Here is a 26,177-nt window from a genome sequence, read left to right as displayed (position 1 = left end):
GGGGTGGGTTGGGGGCTGGACGCCGTGGTTCGCGGTCGCCGGCGGGATCCGCTGGCGGTGGTGGCGTGAGCCAGGAGCGGACCAGCGTTCTGCCGCGGCGGGAGAGGCGGTGGAGGTCGATCTGCTGGACCTGGCGGGCGGGGATGCCGAGCTGGGCGAGGCTGCGGTTCGCCATCGTGCAGGCGGTGTCGTGCTTGCGCGGCGAGAGTTTGTGGTGCAGGACAACGGCGATGGTGCCGTCGGGCAGGTTCTCGACCCGCTGGAAGTGCATGCCCTTGTCGAGGGCGTGCGACCTGAACGCGAGCTGGAGGTAGTCGGCGTCGGACAGTCGTCGGTCGGTCTTGGCGCGTGCAACCACTTCGTAGCGGGCCATGCACCGATCATCCGTCGGATGTCGACCGTTTTCCAGGAACGCCGGTGGCAGCTACCTGCCTGCGGACAGCACTTCCCGCCGCCGGTGCCCGGAAGCGGTCAGAGCTGGAGAACGCGGTTCGCCTCGGTGAGGACCGCGGGAGATGCGAGCGACTGCCAGCGGGGGATCTGGTCCTGGAGGAACGGGCGGAGCTTGGGTGCCAGGGCGGGTGCGTGCTCCAGGACGTCGAGCTCGTTGACGATCGTCAGGTCGATGAAGTCGCGCAGATCCGCGCCGGAGAGCTCCTCCGAGGTGCCGGTGAAGCGGTCGGTGACGGTGCGGTGCTCGGCCAGGTCGCGCCAGGTGGTCTCGCGTTCGCAAGAGCCGTAGCGGTAGACGATCAGCTCGGCCTCGGGACCGATGACGGCTCCCAGGACAGGGCGTTCCTGCTGCCAGTCGAACAGGTGGGTCGGGAACCCATCGGTTCCGTACGCCGCGTGCGCGAGACCGGCCAGGACCAGGGTGTCGGACGCGCCGAGGGTGGTCAGGCGCTTGGCGACCCGGTGAAGGTGGACGTACAGGCTGCCGCCCGCGTGCTCGAGCTCGTCGGCACCACGTACCAGCAGCAGCGATCCCATGTCCTGGAAAGCGCTCATCTGACCCCTTCATCCGGAGTGGCCAGGGCCCAGCAGGAACGGCCCAGGCAATCACGGTAAGGCTTCACTCATCACCGCGCCCAGACATCCGGCGCGCCGGGTTCGTCACATTTCCCGAGCGATGCCCGGGCCCCGAGGGCACGAGAGAGGAACTGCAAGCCGAGCTCGCCGCCCCACCGCGTCGGCCGCAGGGCGCGCCGCCGCTCCCGCGGTGTGTGCCGCCGCTCCCGCAGCGTGCGCCGCCGCGGCCGTGGTGCTCCCTGCCATTCCCGCGGTGTGTGCGCTGCCGTTCGGGGAGAGGGGGGCATCGCTGCCGCGGTGTGCGCTGCCGTTGCACTCGCGGTCGGGTGTGGGTAGCTGCCGTTTGGTGGTTTCCACCCTCGTGCGGGAGGTACGCACGAAATCCGTCGCAGCGAACGGGTGAAAACCACCAAACGACAGCAGTTCCTGGGTCCACGCCGGTGCGAGCAACAGGCCGGCGCGGAAACTGGTCAGTCGAGCTCGGCAAGGGCCTTGCGGGCGGCTTCCAGTTCGGCTTCGAGGGCGGCTACCTTGGCGGCCTGCTGCTCGCGGGCGGCTTCGATGACCTCGTCGATCGGGGTGGAGAGGTCCTGGTGGAGTTCCTTGGCGGCGCGGGAGACCGCGGCGGCCGCGACGGCGAGGTTGCGGGCCAGGTAGGTGCTGCCCTGCTTGAGCTCGGCGTGCCACTCGCCGTCGGCCGTGCCGGTGACGGTCAGCGTCAGCTCGAGGGTCTTGGTCTTCTTGCCCGCAGCCTTCTTCGCCGGAGCCTTCTTCGGCTTCGCCGTTGCAGTGTCCGCCACCGGTGCGCGGCCCGTGGCCCGGGCGGCGTCCGTCGGGGTGACGGTGTCGGGAGTGTCGGCGACGTCCGACGGCGCTTCTACTGCCAGAGTGTCTACAGTCATCGTTGCGGCGATCTCCTTCTGAACATCGCCCGCGGTGAGCGGGCTGGCGCTGAGCGTCTATTAGAACACATGTTCGACACATCAGCCAATCCAGCCCCACCAGTCACAACGGAACCAAGCACAGCCGGACCGAGCCACAGCCGGACCCGACGGCAGTTGCCGGGCCCGGCCGATCAGCTAGCTCAGGACTGCGTCTCGGACCGGTCGCCCGACCACTCGAGGTGGAACGTGCCCTCACGGTCGACCCGCTTGTAGGTGTGCGCACCGAAGAGATCGCGCAGCCCCTGGATCAGCGCGGCCGGCAGCCGCTCGGCACGCAGGCCGTCGTAGTAGGACAGTGCGGCCGAGAACCCCGGCGCCGGCACGCCGACGGTCGCAGCGGTCGCCACCACCCGCCGCCAGGAGTCCTGCGCGTTCGAGACGGCTTCCTTGAAGTAGTCGTCGACGAGCAGCGACGGCAGGTCGGCGTTCCGGTCGTACGCCTCCTTGATCCGGTCGAGGAAGCGCGCGCGGATGATGCAGCCGCCGCGCCAGATGGTCGCCATCGCGCCGAGGTCGATGTCCCAGTCGTACTCGTCGCTCGCCGCCCGGATCGCGTCGAACCCCTGCGCATACGCGACCAGCTTCGACGCGTACAGCGCGTGCCGCACGTCCTCGATGAACGTCTCCCGGTCCACGTCCGCCTTCGCCTCGGCCGGCCCCGGCAGCACACCGGCGGCCGCCGTACGGCGGACGACGTCACCCGACAGCGACCGGGCGAACACGGCCTCGGCCATGCCGCTCACCGGGATGCCGAGGTCGAGCGCGGACTGGACGGTCCAGCGACCGGTGCCCTTCTGCTCCGCCTGGTCCAGTACGACGTCCACGAACGCGCCGCCCGTGGTCGGGTCGGTCTGGCTGAGCACCTCGGCGGTGATCTCGATCAGGAAGGACTCGAGGTCGCCGGTGTTCCAGTCCCGGAACACATCGGCCAGTTCGGCCGGCGACAGCCCGAGCACGTGCCGGAGCAGGTCGTAGGCCTCCGCGATCAGTTGCATGTCGGCGTACTCGATGCCGTTGTGCAGCATCTTGACGAAGTGGCCGGCGCCGTCCGGTCCGACGTGCACGCAGCAGGGCTCGCCGTTCACGTGGGCGGAGATCTTGGTCAGCATCGGCTCGAGTGCCGCGTACGACTCCGGGGACCCGCCCGGCATGATGCTGGGGCCGTTCAGTGCGCCCTCCTCGCCGCCGGAGACGCCGCTGCCGACGAAGTGCAGGCCCTTCTCGCGCAGCGCGGTCTCGCGGCGCCGGGTGTCGGCGAAGTGCGCGTTGCCGGCGTCGACGACGATGTCGCCCTCGTCCAGCAGCGGCACCAGTTCGTCGATGACCGCGTCGGTCGGCTCGCCGGCCTTGACCATGACGATGATCTTCCGCGGCTGCTCCAGGGATTCGACGAAGCCCGGCAGGTCGGTGGACGGGACGAAGTCACCCTCGGAGCCGAACTCCTCGACCAGCGAGTCGGTCCGCGCCTGGGACCGGTTGTGCAGGGCGACGCGGAACCCGTTGCGCGCGAGGTTCCGGGCCAGGTTGCGGCCCATCACCGCGAGGCCGGTGACGCCGATCTGGGCTTTGGCAGCAGAGCTCATCGAATCTCCCGCAGTCTCAAGTTGTGTGCGCCCCCAGTCTCGCGTGTGCCGCCGGGTGCGCCGCGCGCGGGGCCGACCTGTGGACGGCCAGGAAAAGTCCGCCGAGCTCTTCTCATCCACCTGCGACGATGGTAAACATCTGAGAAATCGATTTCCCGCCCACCGCAGGAAAGGCCGCCCATGCTTCGTCGCGCCAGTGCGCTCGTCGTCTGCTCGTTGCTAGCTCTTCCCGTCCCGACCGCCTCGGCGAGCACGTCGGCCGGCCAGTCGGTCACCACGTCGGCCGGCCAGTCGGTCACCACGTCGGCCGGCCAGTCGGTCACCACGTCGGCCGGCCAGTCGGTCAGCGCGTCGGCCGGACAGGACAACGGTCCGATCGGCTGGGACGTGTACCGGAACCTCGACCGCCTGCCCGAGCTCCAGACCGGCGTCCGGACGAAGCAGTTCTCCAGCTTCGGCCGGGACGGCACCAACAACGACGGCTTCGACGGCAAGTACTCCTGCCTCCGGACGTCCGCCGCCGGATGTGTGATCGCCGAGGACGAAGGACCCGGCGAGATCGGGACCGTCTGGTTCACCCGGGACGGCGGCGACGTCACCAACACCGGGACGATCACCATCGAGCTCGACGGCAGGCAGGTCGTGCACACCTCGCTGCAGGACCTGGCCGACGGCAAGCTCGGCGCGCCGTTCGTGTACCCGCTGGTGGCGAACGCGCAGGAGACCAGTGGTGGCGTGTACATCCGCGTGCCGATGCCGTACCGGGAGTCGATGCGCATCACCACCCAGAGCAACCCGTACTTCTACCACGTCGGGTACCGCGAGTTCCCGGACGCGACCGGCATCCGCACCTTCGACCCGGCCGACAAGGCCGAGGACGTCATCGCCCTGCTCAAGGCCTCCGGCACCAAGGATCCGAAGCCCGCGCGCCCGGGCGCGCAGACCGAGGCCACCCCGCTGGACCTTGCCCCCGGCGAGCAGACCACCCTGGCCGACGCCAGGGGACCGGGTGAGATCAGCGCGCTGCGGCTCGAGCTGCCCGAGATCGTCGGTCTCGACCTCCAGTCGTTGACGGACGACGGTCGCGCGTTCACCGGCAACAGCAAGTTCACCGTGAAGATCGACCCGGCAAACACCGGCGTGAAACTGATCCGCCGGATGGATCTGCGGATCGGCAACCAGCGGGCGAAGGTGCTGGTCGACGGCGTGGAGGCCGGCGAGTGGGTGCCGCTGAAAGCGCAGGGCGCCCAGTGGCACGACCAGGCCGTCGACCTGCCGGCCGAACTGACCGCCGGTAAGTCCGAGATCACCGTCACCAACGAGTTCGTCTCGTCCGACCTGGACTTCAACGAGTTCACCTACTGGGCCGACTCGATCGTCGGCGGTACGGCGAAGCGCACCGACACCCTGGACCTCGGCCCGAACCACCTCGCCGAGGAGCAGGCCCACGGCTACGTCATCACCCGGCAGAACTGGAGCGGCTCGCACGCGATGGCGTACGCCGCGACCGAGGAGGACGGGGCCCGGGTCAAGCCGTCCGACTCGCTGCTGGCCGGCGTCCGCGTCCAGGTGACGATCGACGGCCGGGAGCGCGTCGACGCCCCGATCGGCGAGTTCTTCGGCTCCGGACTCGGCGAGAACCCGGTCCGCTCACTGTTCTTCGCGATGGACCCGGACGGCTGGTACTCGTCCTGGTGGCCGATGCCGTACGCCGGCCGCGCCACGGTCACGCTCGTCAACACGTCGGCGTACTCGCTGAAGGGGCAGGCCGAGGTGACGACCGCGCGGGACGCCCGCAAGGCCGACGACCTGCGGACCGGGAAGACCGGGTACTTCACCGCGATCTCGCACCGCGGCGAGACCACGCACGGCAGCGACTGGACGTTCGCGGACGTCACCGGTCGCGGCAAGTTCGTCGGCGTCTCCCAGACGATGGAAGGCCTGCTCGCCGACGGCAACACCCGGGGCTACCTCGAGGGCGACGAGCGCGTGTACGTCGACGGCGAGCGCACCCCGGCGATCCACGGCACCGGCACCGAGGACTACTACGAGTCCGGCTGGTACTTCAACACCGGCACCTACTCGACCCCGTTCCACGGCAACTCGGCGCACGAGGTCCAGGCGGGTTTCTGCACCCACGAGTGTGACGGCGCGTGGCGACTGCACATCACCGACGCGATCGGGTTCCACAACCACCTCGACTTCACCATCGAGCACGGTCAGCAGGACGACCACCCGGCGATCTACGGCTCGACGGCGTTCCTCTACACCGCGGCGGAGTTCGGCGCGCGCGAGACCGACCGGATCGACACCGGCTCGGCGGCGAGCCGCCGGCAGCACGGGTACGTCGACACCGCGGCCCAGACGTACGACGTGACGTCGGTGTACGAGGGCGAGCACGACGACATCGTGCTGACGGACCAGGTCCGCAAGACCACGCAACCGGTCAAGTTCAGCGTCCAGGTCGATCGCGCCAACCGGGGCGTGACGCTGCGCCGGACCAGCGACCAGAACACCTCCGGCCAGTCCGCCAAGGTGTTCGTCGACGGCAAGGACGCGGGCACCTGGCTGCAGCCGCTCGGGAACGGCCAGCAGCGCTGGCTCGACGACAACTACCAGTTGCCCCCGGCACTCACCTTCGGCCGCACCGAGCTCGACATCGAGCTCCGGCCGGCCGGCCCCGACTGGACGGCATCGGCGTACGTCGTGCAGTCCTTCGTCCTCCCGTACGACGACAAGCGGGCGCCCGGCCAGGTTGCCACGGTCACGGCCACCGGGCGGACGAACAACGCGGTCGACGTGCGCTGGTCCGACACAGCCGACGAGAGCGGGATCGCGCGGTACAACGTCTACGGGACGAAGGCCGGCGCGGCGGAGCGGCTGATCGGCACGAGCCCGCTGCCCGGGTTCGTGCACCGCGATCTCGGACTGCACGAGACCTGGTCCTACCGGGTCGCCGCCGTCGATCTCGCCGGGAACGTCGGCCGCAGGTCGGCGGGCGCGGAGGCGACCACGGGCAACACGCTGCGGGTCGAGGGCGAGTCGATGCTGCCGCCGGTCTCGTCGACCGTGCCCGTCGATCCGCAGGGCAACTGCTGCGGGGTGAGTTGGTCGAACGGCACGCAGGCCTGGATCCACGGCACCAAGGCCGGCGACAAGGTCGTCCTCGGCTTCACCGTCCCGACCACCGGCTCGTACGACCTGAGCGCCATGCTGACGAAGGCCGCCGACTACGGCATCGCCGACGTCCAGGTCGACGACGACAAGATCACCTTCGACGGCTACGTCGCCCAGGGTGTCAGCACGGCGGAAGTCGATCTCGGCAGCGCGCAACTTACCGCCGGCAAGCACGAGTTGACCATCACCCTGACCGGCAAGAACCCGGCCGCCACGGGCTACCTCGCCGGCCTGGACTTCCTCGACCTGGTGCTCGGCTCGTGATCCGCACAGTCCTCGCCACACTCGTCGGCCTCGCCGTCCTCAGCAGCCCGCTGCAGGCCGGTGCCTCCCCGGAGCGCGTCCGGATCACGCCGTACCTCGAGGTCGCCAAGGTGGTCGCGGCCGGCAAGTTCACCAAGGTCTACGACCCGGGCGTGGGGGAGTCCGAGCCGTGGTACTACAACGACCACACGCTGGTGCAGGACCGGGAGACCGGCACCTGGCACGTGTACGCGATCACGCACGCGGAACCGGCGAACCCGCTCGACGAGAAGAGCTTCGGGCACGCGACCGCGCCGACACCGAACGGTCCGTGGACGAAGCAGCCGCCGGCGCTGGTGGCCGACCCGGCCGCGGGCGAGAGTCACATCTGGGCGCCGTACGTGCTGTACGACGCGGGCACCTACTACATGTTCTACGCCGCCGGCACCCCGGACCACACGGCGTACCGGATGCACCTGGCGACGTCGACCGACCTCGTCCACTGGACCCGGGACGCGGCCAATCCGCTGTTCACCGACGGCTTCGACGGGCGTGACCCGATGGTGCGCAGGGTCGGCGACCAGTGGGTGATGTACTACACCGCCAACTCGACGCCGGCCGGCGGCAACCACATCGTTGCCTACCGCACCAGTACGGACCTGCGGACCTGGAGCGACCGGCAGACGGCGTTCCAGCATCCGGCGAGCGGGACGTTCGGCGGTCCGACCGAGTCGCCGTACGTCGTCCAGCGCGGCAGCGACTGGTATCTGTTCGTCTGTTGTGACGGCGGCTACGAGACGACCAAGGTGTACAAGAGCAAGGATCCGCTGCACTTCACCGTCGACCAGCACGTCGGGACGATCCCGGCGCACGCCGCCGAGGTGGTCCAGGACGGCCAGAACTGGTACGTGACCGGAGCCGGGTGGGGCAAGGGCGGCCTGTTTCTCGCGCCGCTCGACTTCGCCAAGCTGCAGGTGACCAAGGGTCGGGTGGTGAGTACGTCGCACTACCGGGCGACGATCGAGACCACTCCGCGCGCGGCTGTGCGGAGCCTGGAGGTTGATCCGGCCGGGGGCCGGGACTACCGGCCGGCTCTGGACTCGTCGGGTCGCTCCACCGCGCCGTACCTCGCGGTCGGGAACTTCGGCGCCACCGACCCCAGCGGCCCCGCTGCCACGGTCGACACCGGGCGATCGTCACTCGAACTGCGCGGTATCTCCTTCGGCGACGAGCCGGTCTCGGCCGACTGGTCGTTCGACTTCGCCGCGAACACCTTCGACACTCGCCTGACCTGGAAGGTGCACACGCCGACGAACGCGCCGGTCTGGGAGGTTGCGCTGAACGTCGACTCGGCGTTGCCCGACCAGGGCGACCCCGGCGGCCTCGGGCGTAACGGCGACGTCGCCGGGCTACCGCGGTGGTCGATGGCCACCGGTCCCGGTCTGAGCGTCGTGACGGCCTACCGCGAAGGCTCCGCCTGGTCGGCCGACAACCACTGGTACGACGCGTCGAACGGCGCGGTCGCCTGGCAGCCGCTGTGGCAACCGGGCGGACGACCACTCCCACCGGGCGCATACGACGGCGGCCACTACCGGTTCGGCTTCTCGGACACCGAGCAAGACGTCACCTTCGCCGACAGCTTGGCAGCCGGCCTCAACTAGTGTCGGAGGTATGACCGAGTTCAAGCTGGACCCCCGGGTGACCGCGCTGGTTCTGATCGACCTGATGCCCCGGATCGTGGCGCTGGAGACAGCGCCATTGTCCGGGCGGGACGTGCTCGAGCGGTGCGTGGCCCTGGCGAAGGCGACCCGGTCAGTCGGTGGGCTGGTCGTGAACGTGCGGGTCGAGCGGTCCGGCGTCGAGGTGCAGCCGGAAGGCAGCGGGTTCGCACCCGGTGCGGAGCCGGAGCCGGGCGACCTGGAGATCGTCAAGCCGACCATCGGCGCCTTCGGCCGGACCTCGTTGGACCGTGAGTTGCAGACCCGGGGGATCGAGACGGTCGCGCTGGCCGGGATCGCCACGAACTTCGGGGTCGAGTCGACCGGCCGGGCCGCCGACGATCTCGGCTACGGCACCGTCTACGTCGCCGACGCGATGACCGGGCTGGACGCCCGCGCGCACGAGTTCGCGGTGACGTCGATCTTCCCCCGGCTCGGCACCGTCTGTTCCGGCACCGAGTACGTCGCCGCACTCAGCCCGGCGGACTGACGCCACCACCGTCGCCTCGGGCACGCGGTGGTGATCGTTGCCCTCGTGTACCAGGTGCACGACTATCGGACCGTGCGCCCGAAGAGCCGCTGAGGATGGGTCGACGAGCACCTGATCCGCAGGATTCCAGGGCGAGCCATGCCGGCCCGGCCATGCTGCGCTGGCTGGTGCACCGGCGCCTCGGCGGGGTCTGGTACCTGCCCTCGGAAGACGTCCGGACGGCCGGCACCAGCATCGAGGCGGTGGGAGGCCGGTCCGACCTTCAGCGCCTGGAGGAGACTCCGCGCACCTGACGGCTCGTTTGTCACCGGAGGCCCCGGGCACCGGACGGCCATGCTTCCCACTGCGACGTTCCTGGATGCCGCGCGGGCGGTCCGCGACGTACTGCTGCCGGTCGTCGCGCAGGGCGCGATCCTGCGCCGGCCGGCAGTTTCCAGAGTGGCCGAGTTGCTTCATGCCGACGATCGAGCCCTCCGCCGCGTCCGCGCGCTGCGGCAGCGGTACGGCGAGGGCCCGCTGCTGATCAGGATCCCTGGCCGGACCGTCGCCCTGGTGATGGACCCGGACCATGTCCACCGCATCCTGCACGAGACGCCGGAACCGTTCTCGGCCGCCACCTCGGACAAGGTCGGCGCGCTGAACCACTTCCAGCCGCATGGGGTCCTCGCCACCGACCCACCGCTGCGCGCACCACGCCGGGCCCTGAACGAGGAAGCCCTCGACACCGCGCGCCCGGTCCACCGGTCCGCCGACCAGATGGTTGCCGCGATCACCCAGGAGCTCCACCCCAGCGGCACGCTCGACTGGACGGACTTCCGCAAGAGCTGGTCGCGGATGGTCCGCCGGATCGTTCTCGGGGACTCGGCCCGGGACGACAGCGAGCTGACCCGACTGCTCGACGTACTGCGCGCCAACGCCAACTGGGCCGCGATCCACCCGGTCAACCGCAGAGCTCGGGAACGCTTCGACGAGGAGGTCGGGGAGTACGTCGAGAACGCGGCGCCCGGAAGCCTGGTCGAAGCGTTGATGCACAGCACGATCATGCGCGACAGCCGTACGGTCGAACCCGGTGGCGGACTCGACCCGGCCGGTCAGGTGCCGCACTGGCTGTTCGCGTTCGACGCGGCCGGGATCGCGCTCTGGCGGCTCCTCGCCGTCCTCGCGACCAGACCGGACGTCGCCAAGACCATCGCGGAGGAGGAGTCGCCGCTGCGGGCGTACGCCGGTGCGGCGGCCCAGGAGTCGGTCCGGTTGTGGCCGACCACTCTCGTCGTACTGCGGGAAGGCCGGGCCGAGACCCGGTGGGACGCCGGCACCGCGCCGGCGGGGACCGAGTTCGCGATCGTGAGCTCGGTGTTCCATCGCGACGACGAAGCGCTGGAGTTCGCCAACGACTTCGTCCCGGAGATCTGGCTGGACGGCCGCTCGGACGGGCCGTGGCCGCTGCTCCCGTTCAGCGAAGGGCCGGCGGTGTGCCCGGGGCGGAACGTCGTTCTGCTCACCATCGGTACGGCGGCCCACCACCTCACGTCGCACTACGACCTCGACCTGGATCCGCACACCCGCGCCAGGCTCACCGCCGGCCCACTGCCGGCGACGTTCGACCACACCGCACCACGGATGGGCTTCTGGAGGAAGTGATGAACAGCAGACCGGCCGAGATCGGCGACCTGCGGCTGGCGACGATCGTCGTCAACGCGCTCGACATGGACCGCGCCGCGGACTTCTGGTCCGCCACCCTCGGGTACCGCCGCCCGGACCGGATCGGGCCGACGGACCAGTTCGCGAAGCTGACCGATCCGGCCGGCTCGGGCCCGGCCGTGCTCATCCAGCGCGCGGAAGAGATTCCGGCCGTCCCGGCTCCGGTGCACATCGACCTCTACACCAGCAAGCGGGACGAGCACGTCGACCGCGTCGTCGCCCTCGGCGCGACCCGCGCCGACGACTGGCAGTACCCCGACGAGCACGAGTTCGTCGTCCTGCGCGACACCGAGGGCAACGAGTTCTGCGTCATCCAGGTCGACGACTGATCACACCGCCAGCCGCCCGCCATCGATCGGCAGGGTGGTCGCCCGCGCCAACTTGCCAACGCGTTCGCGCTGTGGGAGGGATGTCCAGGGCGGCCCGCGCCTCAGCCAGATCCGTCGTGACCCGAACTAGGCCGGGTCCAGGCGGACTGCTCGAACCCGGGCGAGCGCCCGCACGGCTGCCTGGAGCTCGGAGGCGGGATCGTCCTCGTGGTAGACCCGTTCGGCGGGCTCGATGTTGTCGAGGAACTTCTGGTACATGGTCGCGTACAGCAGGTGGACCAGGACGGTCGTCGGTGCCAGCGCACGCTCGGGTTCCGCGGTCGGCAGTTCGCGGTTCCAGGCGGTCGTCCAGACGTCCACCGCGTGCGCCCGCCGGGCTTCCGGAAGCCAGTCGCTGAGCCGGTGGATGTCGATCGCCGGGTGACCGACGAAGGTGTCGGCCCAGTCGACGATCGCCCGGGACGTGCCGTCGGAACGCCAGTTGCCGGGGTGGAAATCGCCGTGAACCAAGGTGATCGGCAACCCGGAGGCCGCCAGCTCGCCGACGATCGACGGAAGCTCCACCACCAGCGCCTCGACGTCGGCCCGAAGCTCGGCCGGCAGTGGTAGGACGCTCAGCAGCCGTTCGGTCTCCGCCGCCAGATCGTCCGGCAGCACACGAGGTGCGAGCAGTTCGCCGGCACCGGTGGCCAGCTGCGCCTGGACCGCGACCCACCGGCTGACGACGTTCTCGACGGTCTCCCGGTCCGGTTCCCAGCAGTCGACGCCCGGTGCGTGGGCGAGCAACGACCAGCGGTCCCGCACCGACTTGCCGAGCACGGCCGGCGCGAGTGTCTCGTCGTACCGCTGGACGTGCTCGATGATGTCCGCGTCCACGCTGGCGAACCGGTTCGTCGCCTTGGCCCACGCGCCCGGGAAGCGCAGCAGGCACGAGAGGTTCCACGTCTTCACCTGCACCGGGTCGACCGGTCCGAGGATCGACCGAGCCCACTCGGTGATCCGCTCCGGTCCGTCCACCTCGGCCCAGGGCGCCCGGAGCGGTTGCGGCGCGACGATCGTGTCCCACCCGTCGTACGGCGTCTCGTCCAGCACCCCGGCTCGCGGCTCACCCATCGCCTGCACGTGGTACACGGTCCGTCCGCCGCGGCCGAGCTCGGTCTCGTCCGCGTGCACGAGCCGCAGTACGACGGTGCGCACGCCGAGCAACTCGTCCAGCCGCCGGGTGACCTCCTCCACCTCCGACCACCAAGGCGGTCCGGTCTCGAACGGGGGGGCGCGACCCACGTAGCGCGTTCCCACGCTCACCAACGCCTCGACAGTCTTCGTTTCCACCCGTCAAGTCTGACCAAGGACACGGCGGCGCGTCTCCGGGTTTTCAGGCCGGACGGATGCGGTGCCAGGTCCGCCGCCCCGACCTGAGGAGTACGTCGGCTGCCAGCGCGACCACCTGGTCGGGATCGTCCACGCGCTGTCCGTCGACCGCCACGGCACCTTGCCGGACCAACCTGCGGAGCTCCGACCTGCTGTCGTCCGGGCGGACGATCCGCAACAGTTCGAGAACGGTCGCTGCCTGCCGTGCGACGGACACCTCCGGCATCTCCGCGGGCTGCTGCCCGTCGGAGAAGGTCCGGTTGAACGCCTCGAGCTCGGTGCGCGCGGTCCCGGCGCCGTGGTAGCGGGTGACGACGGCCGCGGCCAGCTGGAGCTTGGCGTCGCGGGCGGGCGGACCGCCGACGGCCGCGGCCGAACCGAGCGCGGCGACGGTGTCCAGTGGGAGCTCGGTGTAGACGTGGGCGTACGTCTCCACCAGCGAGTCCGGGATGCTCATCAGCTTGCCGAACTTGTCCCGCGGTGTGTCCGTCAGTGCGACGTAGTTGTTCAGCGACTTCGACTGCTTCGCCCGGCCGTCGAGGCCCGGAGTGATCGTCGTCGTGACGACGACCTGGGGCGGCGCGCCGAGGCGCTGCTGGAAGTGCCGGCCGAGCTGCTCGTTGAACAGCTGGTCCGAGCCGACGATGGTGAGATCGCTGCGCATCGCGAAGCTGTCGTAGCCCTGCAGCACCGGGTACACCAGTTCGTGCACGGCGATTTCCCGCCCGGCCGCGACCCGCTCGCGGAACATGTCCCGCGCCATCAACTGCGCGTGTGTGACCTGGCCGAACAGACCCAGCAACTCGGCCACCGGCATCCCGTCGTACCACTCGGAGTTGCGGCGTACCTCGAGAACTTCAAGGTCGGTGCGCAGGACGATCGACACCTGGTCGAGGAAGGACCGGGCGTTCTCCTCGATCTGCGCAGGGGTGAGCACCGGGCGCGTCTCGGTGCGGCCGGTCGGATCGCCGACGCGGGTGGTCAGGTCGCCGAGCAGGAACACGACCTGGTGGCCGAGATCCTGCAGCTGCCGCATCAGCCACAGGTTGACCGCGTGCCCGAGGTGCAGGTCCGGTGCGGTGCAGTCGACGCCGTACTTGATCCGCAGCGGCCGCCCGGACGCGAGCCGTTCGAGCAGGTCCGCCTCGCCGATGACGGTGTCGGTGGTACGGCGTAGTCGCTCGACCACCAGTCGGGGTTCGATCATGGGCTTCCTCTCAGGACAGGAGGCACCCGCGGCAGACGCCTCCGACGACAAGAGGCAGGAACCGTGCGGTTCCTGCCTCGGAGGCTCTGGGTGGAGCGAGGTGTGGGGACTACCGGACGCCGGCCCCTCCCAGAGCCGGTCGATACGCCACACGTCGCTTGATCACCCGATCAGGCTAGCAGGGCCGGAGCGGGGCTGGTACCGAGTTAGGCTCCGGGGGTGACGGACGAACGGGTAGTACTGCTGGACGAGGCCGGCCGGGCGATCGGGACCGAGGCGAAGGCGACGGTCCACCACGCGGCGACCCCGCTGCACCTGGCGTTCTCCAGCTACGTGGTCGACGACGCCGGTCGCGTCCTGATCACCCAGCGCGCGTTCGGCAAGCCCACGTGGCCGGGCGCCTGGACGAACAGTTGCTGTGGGCATCCACTTCCGGACGAGCCGGTGATGGACGCGGTACGGCGCCGGCTCGCCGACGAGCTCGGGATCGTCGCGGACCGGATCGACCTGGTGCTGCCGCAGTTCCGGTACCGCGCCGAGATGCCGAGCGGCGTGGTCGAGAACGAGCTCTGCCCGGTGTACCGGGTCAGCTGGACCGGCGAACCGACCCCGAACCCGGACGAGGTGGCGGCGTACCGCTGGGTCTCCTGGCCGATCGACTTCCCGGACCTGTCGCCGTGGTGTGTACTGCAACTCGACGAGCTCGCCGCACTCGGCCGCGGGCCGCGGGACTGGCCGATCGCCGACCCGGCCGACCTGCCGCCGGCCGCGGTTCGCTGACGGACGATCGACGATGATCACGCTCAGGCAGGCCCGGACCGATGCGGACTACGAGGCCTGGCGGGACGTGCGGATCGCCGTCGAGCCGGACGAGCGCAGCCTGAGCGTGGCCGAGCTCCGGGAGCTGGACCGGCCGGAACGCCTGCTGCTCCTGGCCGAGATCGACGGTGAGGTCGTCGGCAGCGGGCTGTCCGACCGCTCCGACGAGGCCGGTCGCGCGTTCGTCGTACCGAGGGTGCGTCCAGAGATCCGGCGGCGCGGCGTCGGCACCCGTCTGCTGGTCGAGCTCGCCGCCCATGCCGTTGCCGAAGGCTACGAGCTGGCCGGCTCGATCGTGGCGGACGAGGGGTCGTCGGCGTTCGCCCAGCGGTTCGGGTTCGCCGAGACCGGCCGGCAGGTCGAGCAGGTCCGGACCATCGGCACCGAGCCGTGGCCGCCGGCGCCGGCGGCGTACCGGATCGTCTCCGTCGCGGACCGTCCGGAGCTGTGGCCGCTGGCGTACGAGCAGGTCGCACTGCCGACCTTTCCCGACATGGACCTCCAGGGTTCCCTGGACGTGTCGGCCGAGGAGTGGGCGACCGAATGGATCAACGACCCGGCGGCGATGTTCGTGGCCGTCGCCGGCGACGCGGTGATCGGGGTCGCCGGCCTCATGCTCGACACCGACCGCCCGGACCGCGCCGAGGTCGCCTACACCGCCGTACGACGGGAATGGCGTGGCCGGGCGGTCGCGTCCACGCTCAAGCGGACGAGCCTGGCCTGGGCCGCCGAGCACGGCATCACCGAGGTCTACACCTGGACGCAGCAGGGCAACGACGACATGCGCCGCCTGAACGAACACCTCGGCTTCAGGTACGGCGCGGTCGCCGTCAACGTCCGGGCGGCGCTACCCCTGCAGCTCCCGGAGCAGGTCCGGGCCTGACCACGCCCGGCGCTTGATCTCGGCCGCGCGGATCAGGTGCACGAGTTTGGCGTTGACCGGCGCCGAACGGTCGAGCGACTCGGCGAGCCGGACGACCTCGCCGTTGAGGTAGTCGATCTCGGTGGTCCGGCCGGCTTCGAGGTCCTCCCACATCGACGTCCGCGCCAGCGGGTCGATCGCGAGCATCTTCGCGGCCAGCCGGCGGAAGAGGACGTCGGGCAGGCGCAGGATCACCGGGAAGCGGTGCATCGGGACCGCCAGCAACTGGGCCGGCGCGATTCCGGCGGCGTCGAGGAGCGCGAGCGTCTCCGCCTGGGCGGCGGCCAGGCACCGCCGGTACGAACGCTGCGACAGCTCGTCGCGCAGCGGCAGGTCGGAGAGCGCGTTGATCGGATTGTTCAGGTTCAGCAGGAGTTTCGCCCACTGCACCGGCAGGATGTCGTCGTGCTGCGTCAGCGGCAACCCGGCCCTGGCGAATGCGTCGACGTACGGCGCGAGGCTCGGATGCCGCTGGAGGTCGAGCGCTCCCTCGGTGCCCTGGTGGAAGACCCCGCCGCCCCGGTTGAGCACGTTGAACGGGACCATCCCGGTCACCACGACGTGGTCCGGCAGCCGCTCCCGCAACAGGTCACCGTTGCGGACGCCGTTCTGGAAGCTCACCACCACGGCACCCGGTTCGAGCACCTCGGCCAGCTCGGCGGCCGCGCTCTCGGTCGCCGCCGACTTCACCGTCACCAGCACGAGGTCGGCCTCCGCGGCCGCGCCCGGCGTCGTCTCGTAGCGCACGTCCGCCGGGGCGACGCGCAGATCCGCGCCGAGATAGTCCGTCAGCCGCAGCCCGTGCTCGGCCAGTACGTCGGCCGTCCGCTGCCGCCCGACGAACCTCACCGGCGCGCCGGTCGCCGCCAGCCGCCCGCCGACATAGCAGCCGATGCCACCCGCGCCGTACACCACAATCCTCGTCACCGGGCCATCCAACCGGATCGGTCCCCGGTCGGGTAGTGCGCCGGTCCGCGCGGGGAGCTCGTGGAGCGAGGCCCGTCTAGAGGACCTTCGCCGGGAGCTCGACCGTGAACCGGGCGCCTCCGCCAGGGCGGTCGGTGACTTCGATCGTGCCGTGGTGCCACTGGACGTGGCGGGCGACGATGGCCAGGCCGAGACCGACACCGCGACTGCGGTTGCCGGTCTCGCCACGGCCGAAGCGTTCGAAGATCCGGTCCCGGTTGTCGACGGGAACACCGGGGCCGGCGTCGTCGACGGTGATCACCACACCCAGTCCGCCGGCCTCGACGCCGACGCCCTTGCAGCCGCCGGCGTGGTCCTCGGCGTTCTCGACCAGGTTCGCGATCACGCGCTCGAGCCGGCGCTTGTCCGCCTGCAGGGACAGGGCTTCGGCGGCCGGCGCGACCGTCGTCACGTCCCGTCCGGCGGTGGCGTTCGCGGCGGCGCGGACGAGGTCGGCGATCCGGACGGTCTCCCGGCTGCCCTGGTCGCCGCCGTCGTCGCGGGAGATCTCCAGCAGGTCGATCACCAGCCGGCGGAACCGGTCGAGATCGTCGCCGAGCAGCTCGACCGGCTCCCGGACCGGGGCCGGCAGCTCGGCCCGGTGGTTCTGGATCAGCTGCATCGAGTTCAGCATCGTCATCAACGGCGTCCGCAACTCGTGACTGACGTCCCCGGCGAACCGTGCGTCCGCCGCGACCCGCCGTTCCAGGTCCGCCGCGGTCTGGTTGAACGACCGCGCCAGGCCACCAAGGTCCCGGTCGTTCTCCACCTGCAACCGGGCGTCCAGTTGCCCGCGCGCGACCGCGTCCGCGACCCGGGTCAGCGCGGCGAGCGGCCGGAGCGCCAGCGTGCTCGCGAGCCGCCCGACCGCCAGGCCGATCAGGGCGGCCACGACCGCCGCGCCGATCAACGTGATCTTCAGCGTCCGGAGTGTCTTGTCCAGGCTCGCCAGCGGATGCCACTCGAAGAACGCCTCGTCCGGACCACTCATCGGTACGCCGACCGCCAGCACCTGCTGCCCGCCGACGGTGATCCGGCGATGCGCCGGGTCGCCGTTGCGCACGGTCTCGATCAGGTCGGCCGGCAGGTCGGACGGTCGCCCGGTCAGCGAGTACCACTGGTGGTCGTAGTAGACCATCGAGGCGGCCGCGTCGGTCGATGGCAGGCTGCTCAGCAGTTCGACGATGGTGATGTCCGACCGCGGTGCCGGGCTGCCGCACTCGGCCTCGTCCTGGAGCCGGCAGGGCTTCGGCGCCCCGAACAGGCCGTAGCGGAAGGCGGCCGCGTTGTCGGCCGTCGCGGCCATCGCGGACGACTGACGCTGCTCGGTGAGATGGTCCGAGACGACGCTCCAGGTCACCAGCGCCAGCACCGACGACAGGCCGAGAGCGAGCAGGCCGTAGGCCAGCATGACCCGCCCACGCAGGCTGAGCCAGGCTCCGTCTCGGCCCCACCGCGTGAGTCGCCGGCCTCGCACCGGTCAGCTCACCAGTCGATAGCCCAGACCGCGGGCGGTGACCAGGTGCTTCGGGTTCGCCGGGTCGTGCTCGATCTTCAGGCGCAGGCGGCGGATGTGCACGTCGACGATCCGGCTGTCGCCGAAGTACCCGTAGCCCCACACCTTCGACAGCAACTGCTCCCGGCTGAGCACCTTGCCCTCGGCGCGGGCCAGCTCGGCCAGCAGCTTGAACTCGGTCCGGGTGAGCGGCAGCACCGTGTCGCCCCGGGTCACCTCGGCGCCGGCCACGTCGATCCGCAGGTCGCCGACCACGAGCAACTCGGCCTGCCGGGCGTTGGCCGGCTCGACCCGGCGCAGCAGTGCCCGGATCCGGGCCGACAGCTCCTTGGCCACCAGCGGCTTGGTGACGTAGTCGTCGGCGCCCGCCTCGAGGCCGGCGACCACGTCGTGGCTGTCCGTCCGCGCGGTCACCATGATCACCGGCACGTCGCTGGTACGGCGGATCTCGCGGCAGACCGTGAACCCGTCGCGATCGGGCAGCATCAGATCCAGCAACACCACGTCCGGCGGTTCCCGGCGGAGTGCGGCGAGTGCGTCGTACCCGTTCGCCGCCTCGGCGATCTGGTACCCCTCGTCCTCCAGGGCGAGCCGCAGTACCCGCCGGATGCGCGGCTCGTCGTCGACCAACAGCAGGCTGTGTGCCACCGGACCAGTGTGGCGTACGGACGGCCCATCCGCCGGGGCTCCGACCGGGCGCCGGTAAATCGGTTGGTCGCTCCGGGACGGCCTCCTACTCTGGGCGCATGGCTACTTGCCTCTGTGTCTAGCTGCGGACCCGCTTCCACACCAGAAGTGCGTCCATCAGCTATCACGGAGAGTAACCATGATCACCGTCCGCGGTGTAGATATTCGCGTCGGCGCGCACCTCCTGCTGTCCGGCCTCTCGTTCCACCTCAGCCCCGGCGACCGCGTCGGGCTCGTCGGCCGCAACGGCGCGGGCAAGACCACCCTGATGAAGACGCTGGCCGGCGAGGACCGCCCGGCCGCCGGCGACATCTCGGTGTCCGGCTCGGTCGGCTACCTGCCCCAGGACCCACGCGCCGCCGACCCGGCGCAGACCGTCACCGACCGCATCCTCTCGGCCCGCGGCCTCGACGTTGCCGTCCGCAACCTCCGCCGGGCCGAGACCGAGATGAGCACGGCCGTCGGCGACGCCCAGGAGCGCGCGATGGCGGCGTACGCCCGCGCCGAAGCGCAGTTCCAGACCGGCGGCGGTTATGCCGCCGAGGCCGAGGCTGCCCGGTTGGCGGCCGGCGTCGGCCTGCCCATCCGCGCGCTCGAGCAGCCGGTCGGCGAGCTGTCCGGCGGCCAGCGGCGACGGGTCGAACTGGCCCGGATCCTGTTCGCGCAGCACGACACCCTGCTGCTCGACGAGCCGACCAACCACCTGGACGCCGACTCGGTCCTGTGGCTGCGGCAGTTCCTGCTCGGCTACCCCGGCGGCCTGGTCGTCATCAGCCACGACCGGGAGTTGCTCGCGGCAACGGTTAACCGGGTGTTCCACCTGGATCCACAGCGGACGACGATCGACGTGCACAACACCGGCTGGTCGAAGTACCTCGAGCAACTCGAGCTCGACGAACGCCGCCGCACCTGCGAACGCACCACGGCCGAACGCAAGGCCGCGGTCCTGCACGCCCAGGCGGCGAAGATGCAGGCCGGCGCCACCACGGCGGTGGCCGCGCGCAACATGGCGCGACGTGCGGACAGACTGCTCGCCGACCTCGAGCCGGTACGGCGGGCCGCCCGCGTGGCCCGGATCCGGCTTCCGGAGCCGGCGCCGTCCGGGAAGACCCCGCTCAGCGCCGTCGGCCTGAAGAAGGCGTACGGCGGCCTGCAGGTGCTGGCCGGCGTCGACCTGGCCGTGGACCGGGGGAGCCGGGTCGTCATCCTCGGGCTGAACGGTGCCGGCAAGACCACGCTGCTCCGGCTGCTCGCGGGTCGTGAGTTGCCGGACGCGGGCCGGGTCGTGCCCGGTCACGGCCTGCGGCTCGGCTACTTCGCCCAGGAGCACGACACTCTGGACCTGGCCGGGACCGTCCGGCAGAACCTCGCGTCGGTCGCGCCCGGCCTGACCGACGGCGAGGTCCGGAACGTCCTCGGCTCGTTCCTGTTCAGCGGCGACGACGCGGAGAAACCGGCGCACGTGCTGTCCGGCGGCGAGAAGACCCGGTTGGCGCTCGCCGGTCTGGTGCACTCGGGCGCCAACGTGCTGCTGCTGGACGAGCCGACGAACAACCTGGACCCGGCGTCCCGGGACGAAGTCCTCGGCGCGGTCGGCAGCTATCCGGGCGCGATCGTCATGGTCACCCACGACGAGGGCGCCATCGAGGCTCTCCGCCCCGACCGGGTGCTGATCCTGCCCGACGCCACCGAGGACCTCTGGACCGACGACTACCTGGACCTGGTCTCGCTGGCCTGACCGCACGCCGGCCGGCCCACCGAACGGCGGGTCAGCCCAGGCGCTCCTCCAGGTGGACGGTGATCTCGTCGCCCGGTTCCTTGCCGATCAGGTCGCGGAGGGTGCCCTTGACCGGGAGTTTGTGGGTGCCGTCGCCGAGGGCCATGAACGAGCTCTCGAACGGGTGCCCGTCCATGGTGCCGCGGACCTTCACCAGCCCGCGGGTGCCGAAGTACTCGGCCGACCCCGGCATCTGCACGTAGGTCCAGCCGCCCTCCGCGTCGCTCTTCCGCAGCGGCGCGGTGAACGTCTTGTCCAGTTTTTCGGTCTTCTTGGTCATGGTGAGCTCCTCTCCGGATGTGCCTTCGCCTGGTGGTAGAAGCCGACGACCGGATTTCGACATCTATTGTTGATCGGTGATCACGATCCGGCCGGCGGGGCACCCCGGCGTACCCGACGTCCTGGCGTTGCTGGACGGCGCGACCGAGTGCCTGGTGGCCCGGGGACGGACCGATCAGTGGGGTACGGAGCCGCACTCGACGAACCCGCGGCGGATCGCGCAGATCGCCGGCTTCGCCGGGGACGGCGGACTGTGGCTGGCGGAGGCGGACGGGCGCGTGGTCGGCGCGCTCGCCGTCGGTACGGCGCTGCCGCACGTGCCGCCGGCGACCGAGCCCGAGCTGTACGTGCGTCTGCTGGTGACGGATCGGGCGTCGGCCGGACAGGGCATCGGCACCCGCCTGCTCGATCACGCCCGCGAGTTGGCGCGGGCGGCCGGCGTCGGGGTGCTGCGGGTGGACTGCTTCGCGGGCGGGGACGGCGGGCTGGTCCGGTACTACGAGAAGCAGGGCTTCACGCGTGACGTGGCGTTCGCCGTACCGGTCAACGGTTCGGAATGGCCGGGTCAGGTTCTCGTCCAGCGGCTGTGACCGATCGGTGAACGGTGCCGTGGGCATCGGAGCAGTGCGCCGAGACCTCGGCCCCGGTCGCGTGGTCGACCTGGAGGGTCGAGTGCGTCAGCCCGTGGCTGTCGGCCAGCAGGGTCTCGATCCGCACCCGGATCTGATGGCAGTCGAGTCCTTCCGCGACCATGACGTGCGCCGACGCGGCCGGCTCGCCGGAGGTGATCTCCCAGACGTGCAGGTCATGGACCTCGACCACCCCGTCGACCGCGCAGAGCTCGGCGCCGAGGGCCTGCGGGTCGAGGCCCGCCGGGGCCGCCTCGAGGAAGATCCGGCCGGAGTCGCGGACCAGGGCCACACCGGCCTTCAGCATCAGCGCGGCCACGACCAGCGCGGCGATCGCGTCGGCGCGGGCGAAGCCGGTCAGCAGGACGACCAGACCGGCGATCGCGGTGGCGATGAACGCGAAGAGGTCGTTCAGGATGTGCTGGTAGGCACCTTCGACATTCAGGCTGGTGCGGTTCGCCTTGCTGATCAGCCAGGTCGCGATCAGGTTCACCACGATGCCGACCACACCCGTGATCAGCACCAGCCCGCCCTTGACCTCGGGCGGGTGGATCATCCGGGTGGTCGCCTCGTAGACGAAGTACGCCGCGAGCAGTAGCAACGTGATGCCGTTCGCCTGCGCGGACAGGATCTCGACCCGTTTCAGGCCGTACGTGAACCCGCCGGCCGGCGGGCGCGCGGCCAGCCGGATCGCGATCAGCGCGAGCACGATCGCGATCGCGTCGGTGAGCATGTGCGCGGCGTCGGTGATCAGCGCCAGCGACCCGGCGGCGATCCCGACGACCACCTCGGCCGCCATGAACCCGACGATCAGCGCCAGCGCGGCGGTCAGCAGCTTCCGGTCGGCCTCGACGCTGACGCCGCGGCCATGGACATGGCCGTGCCCGGCTTCGGCGGTCATCCGTCGGACCGCTCGGGGTGAATGGCGTCCGTGTGCTCGGTGTGCGCCACGGCCAGGTCGACGAGCATCCGGACGTGCGCGTCGTCCAGGCGGTAGTACGCCATCCGGCCGTCCCGCCGTACGGCGACCACGCGGTGCGCACGCAGCAACCGAAGAGCATGTGAGGTCGCGGACTCGCTCATCCCGGTGACGGCGGCGAGATCGCAGACGCAGAGCTCGCCGTCGAGCAGCGCGACCAGGAGCTTCAGCCGGCGTGGATCTCCGAGCAGGCTGAACACGTCGGCCGTGTCGACGACGTCTTCCTCAGCGGGCATTCTGGCGTTGACACTGGCGACCCGCTCCGGGTCCACCAGCCGCACGGTGCAGGCGTCTGTGCGGCTCTGGGCCCACCCCGCCGTCCCGGTCGCCCTCTGCACATCTGCAGAACTCTTCATACGTCTAACCTAGGCCATCCGCCCTGCCTCGGCAATCGGCCGGGAATGTCGTGGCCCGCCGGCACGGCACACTGGCCGGATGGACCGTTATCCGGAGGTCACCGCCGGCGAACGGCGGACGCTGGAGCAGTTCCTCGACTTCCACCGTGCGTCGGTGGTGGCGACGCTGGACGGGATCACCGACGAGGAGGCGGCCCGGCGGGCCCTGCCGGCCACCGACCTGACCGTCGGCGGGATCGTCAAGCACCTGGCGGCGGTCGAGGACCTGTGGTTCAACCACAAGTTGCTCGACGCCCCGAGTGCGGAGCCATGGCGGTCCGCGCCGTTCGACGAGGACCCGGACTGGGAGTTCCACTCGGCCGCGAAGGACTCGGTGGCCGAGCTGCGGGAGCTCTATCTCCTGGCGTGTGGGGCGAGCCGGGAGATCGCGACCCGGCTCGAGTCGCTCGACGTACTGGCTGCCCGGGCGTCGTCCGGAGGCAAGCTGGTGAGCCTGCGGTGGATCTACCTGCACATGATCGAGGAGACCGCCCAGCACCGCGGGCACCTCGACCTGCTGCTCGACGCCATCCGGCAACCAAGGTGAGTGATTGGGGCCACACCACTCTTTGAGACGATCGTCACGGTCGGTCATGTCCTGAGTAAGGACTGTGTGAAGAATCGGTGCTGACCGCCCGCGCGGGTGTGGATCATCCGGCGCCGGACCGTAAGTTCGATCAGGGTGGTCAGTCGACGTCAGGAGTGAACGAAGTGCAACGGGGCTCACGGGGCGTGCCGTCGGCATGCCCAGGCTGTTCGGCGCCGGGATCGTCGTGACGATGGTGAACAAGGTTCTCGCCATCGCCGGAGCGGCCGTACTGCTCGGCGGAGTGGCGCTCGGCTTCCGGTCGGTCTCGGCCGATGGCACCGACTGCGGTTCCGCCTTCCAGCCGGCCGCGGGGATCACCCCGATGGCGTGCGACAACGCGCTGAACGGCGCCGGCACCCTGGTGACGATCGTGATCAGTGCGGGCGTGCTCTGCCTGATCGCGGCGGCGGCGGTGAAGGTCGTCCGCGACAAGGTCAACGCTTGAACGCCGGACTGAAACCCTTCCGGCTCAGCGTGCCGGACGGCGAGCTGGCCGACCTGCGGACCCGGCTCGACCTGACCCGCTGGCCGGACGAGCTACCAGGTGTCGGCTGGGCGTACGGCGTGCCGAAGGACTATCTGCAGGACTTGGTCGCGTACTGGCGGCACGACTACGACTGGCGGAAGGCCGAGGAGCGGCTGAACGTGTGGCCGCAGTTCACCACCGTCATCGACGGCGCGACCGTGCACTTCGCCTACGTCCGGTCGCCCGAGCCCGACGCGACCCCGCTGATCCTCACCCACGGCTGGCCGGGGTCGATCGTCGAGTTCACCGACGTCGCCGGGCCGTTGTCGGACCCGCGCGCGCACGGTGGTGATCCGGCTGACGCGTTCGACCTGGTGATCCCGAGCATCCCGGGCTTCGGCCTGTCCGGTCCGACCCGCGAGACCGGCTGGGACTTCACCCGCGTCGCCCGTGCCTGGACCGAGCTGATGACTCGCCTCGGCTACCAGCGGTACGGCGTCCAGGGTGGCGACTGGGGTGCCGCGATCTCCCGCGAGGCCGGCCGGATCGACGACCGCGTGATCGGCGTACATCTCAACCTGATCCCGAGCGGCGGCGCGACCTCCGAGCCGACTCCGGAGGAGCTCGAACCGCTCGACCCCGCCGAGCGCGAACGCACATGGGCATCCTGGCGCAGGCAGCAGGAGTGGCTGAAGGAACGGCATGGGTACGCCGCCCTGCAGTCGACGCGGCCGCAGACGCTGGCCTATGCACTCACCGACTCACCGGTCGGCCAGTTGGCGTGGATCGCGGAGAAGTTCGCCGAGTGGACAGACCCCGCGAGTCTCGTCGACCGCGATCTCCTGCTCACCAACGTGATGCTCTACTGGCTCACCGGTACGGCGGGATCCGCGGCCCGGATCTACTACGAGCGCGCGCACGCGCCGTACCGCGGCCGGCCGCCCGAGCCGTCGCGGACACCGACCGCCTTGCTGGACCTTGCCCACGACAACTTCATCCCGCTCCGGCACCGGGTCGCGGTCACCGACAACATCGTCCGCTGGACGAGTCACCCGCACGGCGGCCACTTCGCCGCTCTCGAACAACCTCAACTCCTGGTCGAGGACGTCCGGGCGTTCTTCAGGTCCCTGGACTGAAGCGGTGCGCCGGCCTGCGCCAGGTAGTGGCCGGCGCACCTGTCCGGATCAGCGCTCGGCTTCCTTCTCGACCTTCTTCTTCAGTGCGTCCTTGTCCAGGCCCGACGCTCCGGAGATGTCGGCGTTGCTCGCCTGCCGAGCGAGCTGGTCGCGGGTCATGTCACCGGGCTGCTCGCCGAGATGTTGCTTGCGGCTGGCAACGAACGCCTCACCGAGCTGGGCCAGGCGCTCGTCCGAGAGGTTCGAGCGCATTCCCGGCAGCACCTTCGTCTCCTCTTCCTCGACGTGGTGCGCGACCGCGTCCACCAGGTTCTGCAGCACGGTGTCGAACTCGGCCGACGTGGGGTCGGTGCTCGCCAGCTTGGCCAGTAGTTGGTCGGCCTCGATGTGCTCCTGCTGGCTGTGCGAGACCTCTTCCTTCTCACCGGCCTCCGCGGCCGCGACCGGGTAGACCTCGGCCTCCTCGGCGCGGCTGTGGGCGGTGAGCAGCGTGGTCAGCACGGGCAACAGGTTCGGGCGCTTCTCCGGGCTGTCCTTCAGCTCGTCGAACAGTCGTTCGACCTCACGGTGGTCCTGCATGATCAGATCGACAACGTCCGCGGGCATCTCATGTCCTCTCGAACCTGGTCGGGCTTGATGGCCCGCCTCCGGTACCCGCGAGGTAACCACTCATTTCGAGGTCGAACTATCGTGGGCGGTGTGAAGGAGCGATGCGAGTCCACCATCGAGCACAGCGTGGTTCGTGCCTCGTCCGTGCCCGGAGCGAGGCGAGGACGCGGATGAGTTTCACCGGGTTCCCGGCCGCGGCGCTGGACTTCTACGACGACCTCGAGATGGACAACACCAAGTCGTTCTGGACGGCCAACAAGCACGTGTACGAGGAGTCGGTCCGGGCGCCGATGACGGCGCTGCTGGCGGAGCTCGAGGAGGAGTTCGGCACGGCGAAGCTGTTCCGGCCGTACCGCGACGTCCGGTTCGCCCGCGACAAGACGCCGTACAAGACCCATCAGGGTGCGTTCATCGACGTCGCGCCGTCGACCGGCTGGTACGTCCAGATCTCGGCGCCCGGCGTACGGGTCGGTGCCGGCTTCTACGAGGCCGGCCCGGAACGCCTCGGCCGCCTACGGGCCGCGATCGACGACGACCGCCGGGGCAAACAACTCGAACGACTCCTCGCCGACCTCACCACCTCCGGCTGGACCGTCGGCGGCGACCGCCTCAAGAC

General features: G+C 70.4%; 26 protein-coding genes. 13 read left to right on the top strand and 13 right to left on the bottom strand.

What is annotated here, in order from left to right:
- The 4 genes from E1218_RS22925 to gndA all read right to left on the bottom strand — a co-directional run.
- Positions 1–373, bottom strand: a 373-nt coding sequence (locus tag E1218_RS22925) for a hypothetical protein (RefSeq protein ID WP_132323438.1), incomplete at its 3' end; no start/stop codon positions are given.
- Positions 374–471: 98 nt separating this feature from the next.
- Complete coding sequence (locus tag E1218_RS22920; protein WP_132323436.1) at positions 472–1,008, bottom strand: DUF6817 domain-containing protein; 537 nt, start codon at positions 1,006–1,008, stop codon at positions 472–474.
- A 491-nt stretch (positions 1,009–1,499) separates the two neighbouring features.
- Positions 1,500–1,931, bottom strand: coding sequence for a DUF6319 family protein (locus tag E1218_RS22910; protein WP_132323434.1), 432 nt, complete (start codon positions 1,929–1,931; stop codon positions 1,500–1,502).
- A gap of 182 nt (positions 1,932–2,113) precedes the next feature.
- Positions 2,114–3,556, bottom strand: a complete 1,443-nt coding sequence (gene gndA, locus E1218_RS22905) for an NADP-dependent phosphogluconate dehydrogenase (RefSeq protein WP_132323432.1) — start codon at positions 3,554–3,556, stop codon at positions 2,114–2,116.
- A gap of 180 nt (positions 3,557–3,736) precedes the next feature.
- Between gndA and E1218_RS22900 the strand changes: the two genes are divergently transcribed.
- The 5 genes from E1218_RS22900 to E1218_RS22880 all read left to right on the top strand — a co-directional run bounded on the left by E1218_RS22900 (position 3,737) and on the right by E1218_RS22880 (position 11,214).
- The gene (locus tag E1218_RS22900) at positions 3,737–6,997 is read left to right on the top strand and encodes a DUF2961 domain-containing protein (protein WP_132323430.1); all 3,261 of its coding nucleotides are present in this window, start codon (positions 3,737–3,739) and stop codon (positions 6,995–6,997) included.
- Positions 6,994–8,637, top strand: a complete 1,644-nt coding sequence (locus E1218_RS22895) for a glycoside hydrolase family protein (RefSeq protein ID WP_132323428.1) — start codon at positions 6,994–6,996, stop codon at positions 8,635–8,637. The genes E1218_RS22900 and E1218_RS22895 overlap by 4 nt, the downstream gene beginning before the upstream one ends.
- Before the next feature lie 10 nt (positions 8,638–8,647).
- Entirely contained in the window at positions 8,648–9,184 is a 537-nt protein-coding gene (locus E1218_RS22890; RefSeq protein ID WP_132323426.1) for an isochorismatase family protein, read from the top strand.
- Positions 9,185–9,517: 333 nt separating this feature from the next.
- Positions 9,518–10,825, top strand: a complete 1,308-nt coding sequence (locus tag E1218_RS22885; protein WP_132323424.1) for a cytochrome P450 — start codon at positions 9,518–9,520, stop codon at positions 10,823–10,825.
- Entirely contained in the window at positions 10,825–11,214 is a 390-nt protein-coding gene (locus tag E1218_RS22880) for a VOC family protein (protein WP_132323422.1), read from the top strand. The genes E1218_RS22885 and E1218_RS22880 overlap by 1 nt, the downstream gene beginning before the upstream one ends.
- 126 nt (positions 11,215–11,340) lie before the next feature.
- Here E1218_RS22880 and E1218_RS22875 read toward each other — a convergent pair whose 3' ends face one another.
- Together E1218_RS22875 and tyrS are read right to left on the bottom strand one after the other, a co-directional pair.
- Positions 11,341–12,546, bottom strand: coding sequence for an aminoglycoside phosphotransferase family protein (locus E1218_RS22875; protein ID WP_132323420.1), 1,206 nt, complete (start codon positions 12,544–12,546; stop codon positions 11,341–11,343).
- A 43-nt stretch (positions 12,547–12,589) separates the two neighbouring features.
- Entirely contained in the window at positions 12,590–13,792 is a 1,203-nt protein-coding gene (gene tyrS, locus E1218_RS22870) for a tyrosine--tRNA ligase (RefSeq protein WP_132323418.1), read from the bottom strand.
- A 219-nt stretch (positions 13,793–14,011) separates the two neighbouring features.
- On the opposite strand from tyrS, the gene idi reads away from it, so the two are divergent.
- Positions 14,012–14,572: an isopentenyl-diphosphate Delta-isomerase gene (idi, locus tag E1218_RS22865; RefSeq protein WP_132323416.1), complete on the top strand. Its 561-nt coding sequence runs from the start codon at positions 14,012–14,014 to the stop codon at positions 14,570–14,572.
- A 13-nt stretch (positions 14,573–14,585) separates the two neighbouring features.
- Positions 14,586–15,494: a GNAT family N-acetyltransferase gene (locus E1218_RS22860; RefSeq protein ID WP_132323414.1), complete on the top strand. Its 909-nt coding sequence runs from the start codon at positions 14,586–14,588 to the stop codon at positions 15,492–15,494.
- On the opposite strand, the gene E1218_RS22855 is transcribed toward E1218_RS22860, so the two are convergent.
- From E1218_RS22855 to E1218_RS22845, 3 genes are all read right to left on the bottom strand, one after another.
- Positions 15,459–16,460 carry a 2-dehydropantoate 2-reductase gene (locus tag E1218_RS22855; RefSeq protein WP_132323412.1) on the bottom strand — a complete coding sequence of 334 codons (1,002 nt, stop codon included), beginning with the start codon at positions 16,458–16,460 and terminating at the stop codon, positions 15,459–15,461. The genes E1218_RS22860 and E1218_RS22855 overlap by 36 nt on opposite strands.
- Before the next feature lie 76 nt (positions 16,461–16,536).
- Positions 16,537–17,910: a HAMP domain-containing sensor histidine kinase gene (locus E1218_RS22850; protein ID WP_132323410.1), complete on the bottom strand. Its 1,374-nt coding sequence runs from the start codon at positions 17,908–17,910 to the stop codon at positions 16,537–16,539.
- A 69-nt stretch (positions 17,911–17,979) separates the two neighbouring features.
- A complete protein-coding gene (locus E1218_RS22845) occupies positions 17,980–18,663 on the bottom strand; it encodes a response regulator transcription factor (RefSeq protein WP_132323408.1) in 684 nt (227 codons plus the stop codon).
- 178 nt (positions 18,664–18,841) lie between these two features.
- On the opposite strand from E1218_RS22845, the gene E1218_RS22840 reads away from it, so the two are divergent.
- A complete protein-coding gene (locus tag E1218_RS22840) occupies positions 18,842–20,440 on the top strand; it encodes an ABC-F family ATP-binding cassette domain-containing protein (RefSeq protein WP_132323406.1) in 1,599 nt (532 codons plus the stop codon).
- A 31-nt stretch (positions 20,441–20,471) separates the two neighbouring features.
- Here the strand turns inward: E1218_RS22840 and E1218_RS22835 are convergent, their stop codons facing one another.
- The gene (locus E1218_RS22835; RefSeq protein WP_132323404.1) at positions 20,472–20,759 is read right to left on the bottom strand and encodes a DUF1905 domain-containing protein; all 288 of its coding nucleotides are present in this window, start codon (positions 20,757–20,759) and stop codon (positions 20,472–20,474) included.
- A gap of 76 nt (positions 20,760–20,835) precedes the next feature.
- On the opposite strand from E1218_RS22835, the gene E1218_RS22830 reads away from it, so the two are divergent.
- Positions 20,836–21,348, top strand: coding sequence for a GNAT family N-acetyltransferase (locus tag E1218_RS22830; RefSeq protein WP_233712397.1), 513 nt, complete (start codon positions 20,836–20,838; stop codon positions 21,346–21,348).
- On the opposite strand, the gene E1218_RS22825 is transcribed toward E1218_RS22830, so the two are convergent.
- Positions 21,302–22,288, bottom strand: a complete 987-nt coding sequence (locus E1218_RS22825; protein WP_132323402.1) for a cation diffusion facilitator family transporter — start codon at positions 22,286–22,288, stop codon at positions 21,302–21,304. The genes E1218_RS22830 and E1218_RS22825 overlap by 47 nt on opposite strands.
- Positions 22,285–22,722, bottom strand: coding sequence for an ArsR/SmtB family transcription factor (locus E1218_RS22820; RefSeq protein WP_132323400.1), 438 nt, complete (start codon positions 22,720–22,722; stop codon positions 22,285–22,287). The genes E1218_RS22825 and E1218_RS22820 overlap by 4 nt, the downstream gene beginning before the upstream one ends.
- A gap of 79 nt (positions 22,723–22,801) precedes the next feature.
- Here E1218_RS22820 and E1218_RS22815 point away from each other — a divergent pair, with 79 nt between their 5' ends.
- The 3 genes from E1218_RS22815 to E1218_RS22805 all read left to right on the top strand — a co-directional run bounded on the left by E1218_RS22815 (position 22,802) and on the right by E1218_RS22805 (position 24,952).
- On the top strand, positions 22,802–23,308 hold the full coding sequence (locus E1218_RS22815) for a DinB family protein (RefSeq protein ID WP_132323398.1): 507 nt from the start codon (positions 22,802–22,804) through the stop codon (positions 23,306–23,308).
- 196 nt (positions 23,309–23,504) lie between these two features.
- Positions 23,505–23,795, top strand: a complete 291-nt coding sequence (locus E1218_RS22810; protein ID WP_132323396.1) for a hypothetical protein — start codon at positions 23,505–23,507, stop codon at positions 23,793–23,795.
- The gene (locus E1218_RS22805; RefSeq protein ID WP_132323394.1) at positions 23,792–24,952 is read left to right on the top strand and encodes an epoxide hydrolase family protein; all 1,161 of its coding nucleotides are present in this window, start codon (positions 23,792–23,794) and stop codon (positions 24,950–24,952) included. The genes E1218_RS22810 and E1218_RS22805 overlap by 4 nt, the downstream gene beginning before the upstream one ends.
- A gap of 48 nt (positions 24,953–25,000) precedes the next feature.
- Here the strand turns inward: E1218_RS22805 and E1218_RS22800 are convergent, their stop codons facing one another.
- Positions 25,001–25,558: a hemerythrin domain-containing protein gene (locus E1218_RS22800; protein ID WP_132323392.1), complete on the bottom strand. Its 558-nt coding sequence runs from the start codon at positions 25,556–25,558 to the stop codon at positions 25,001–25,003.
- Positions 25,559–25,731: 173 nt separating this feature from the next.
- Here E1218_RS22800 and E1218_RS22795 point away from each other — a divergent pair.
- Positions 25,732–26,177 (top strand): DUF2461 domain-containing protein (locus E1218_RS22795; RefSeq protein ID WP_132323390.1); only part of this gene is annotated, 446 nt, incomplete at its 3' end.

This window comes from Kribbella turkmenica (assembly GCF_004348725.1).
Taxonomy (GTDB): domain Bacteria; phylum Actinomycetota; class Actinomycetes; order Propionibacteriales; family Kribbellaceae; genus Kribbella; species Kribbella turkmenica.
Note: the sequence above shows the minus strand (reverse complement) of the source record. Positions and strands in the feature narration are given on the sequence as shown.

Excerpts from the sequence above, each read along its gene's own strand:
- E1218_RS22920 (WP_132323436.1), bottom strand. The coding sequence starts at position 1,008 with ATGAGCGCTTTCCAGGACATGGGATCGCTGCTGCTGGTACGTGGTGCC.
- E1218_RS22910 (WP_132323434.1), bottom strand. The coding sequence starts at position 1,931 with ATGACTGTAGACACTCTGGCAGTAGAAGCGCCGTCGGACGTCGCCGAC.
- gndA (WP_132323432.1), bottom strand. The coding sequence starts at position 3,556 with ATGAGCTCTGCTGCCAAAGCCCAGATCGGCGTCACCGGCCTCGCGGTG.
- E1218_RS22900 (WP_132323430.1), top strand. The coding sequence starts at position 3,737 with ATGCTTCGTCGCGCCAGTGCGCTCGTCGTCTGCTCGTTGCTAGCTCTT.
- E1218_RS22890 (WP_132323426.1), top strand. The coding sequence starts at position 8,648 with ATGACCGAGTTCAAGCTGGACCCCCGGGTGACCGCGCTGGTTCTGATC.
- E1218_RS22885 (WP_132323424.1), top strand. The coding sequence starts at position 9,518 with ATGCTTCCCACTGCGACGTTCCTGGATGCCGCGCGGGCGGTCCGCGAC.
- E1218_RS22880 (WP_132323422.1), top strand. The coding sequence starts at position 10,825 with ATGAACAGCAGACCGGCCGAGATCGGCGACCTGCGGCTGGCGACGATC.
- tyrS (WP_132323418.1), bottom strand. The coding sequence starts at position 13,792 with ATGATCGAACCCCGACTGGTGGTCGAGCGACTACGCCGTACCACCGAC.
- E1218_RS22860 (WP_132323414.1), top strand. The coding sequence starts at position 14,586 with ATGATCACGCTCAGGCAGGCCCGGACCGATGCGGACTACGAGGCCTGG.
- E1218_RS22850 (WP_132323410.1), bottom strand. The coding sequence starts at position 17,910 with ATGCTGGCCTACGGCCTGCTCGCTCTCGGCCTGTCGTCGGTGCTGGCG.
- E1218_RS22840 (WP_132323406.1), top strand. The coding sequence starts at position 18,842 with ATGATCACCGTCCGCGGTGTAGATATTCGCGTCGGCGCGCACCTCCTG.
- E1218_RS22835 (WP_132323404.1), bottom strand. The coding sequence starts at position 20,759 with ATGACCAAGAAGACCGAAAAACTGGACAAGACGTTCACCGCGCCGCTG.
- E1218_RS22825 (WP_132323402.1), bottom strand. The coding sequence starts at position 22,288 with ATGACCGCCGAAGCCGGGCACGGCCATGTCCATGGCCGCGGCGTCAGC.
- E1218_RS22820 (WP_132323400.1), bottom strand. The coding sequence starts at position 22,722 with ATGAAGAGTTCTGCAGATGTGCAGAGGGCGACCGGGACGGCGGGGTGG.
- E1218_RS22815 (WP_132323398.1), top strand. The coding sequence starts at position 22,802 with ATGGACCGTTATCCGGAGGTCACCGCCGGCGAACGGCGGACGCTGGAG.
- E1218_RS22810 (WP_132323396.1), top strand. The coding sequence starts at position 23,505 with ATGCCCAGGCTGTTCGGCGCCGGGATCGTCGTGACGATGGTGAACAAG.
- E1218_RS22800 (WP_132323392.1), bottom strand. The coding sequence starts at position 25,558 with ATGCCCGCGGACGTTGTCGATCTGATCATGCAGGACCACCGTGAGGTC.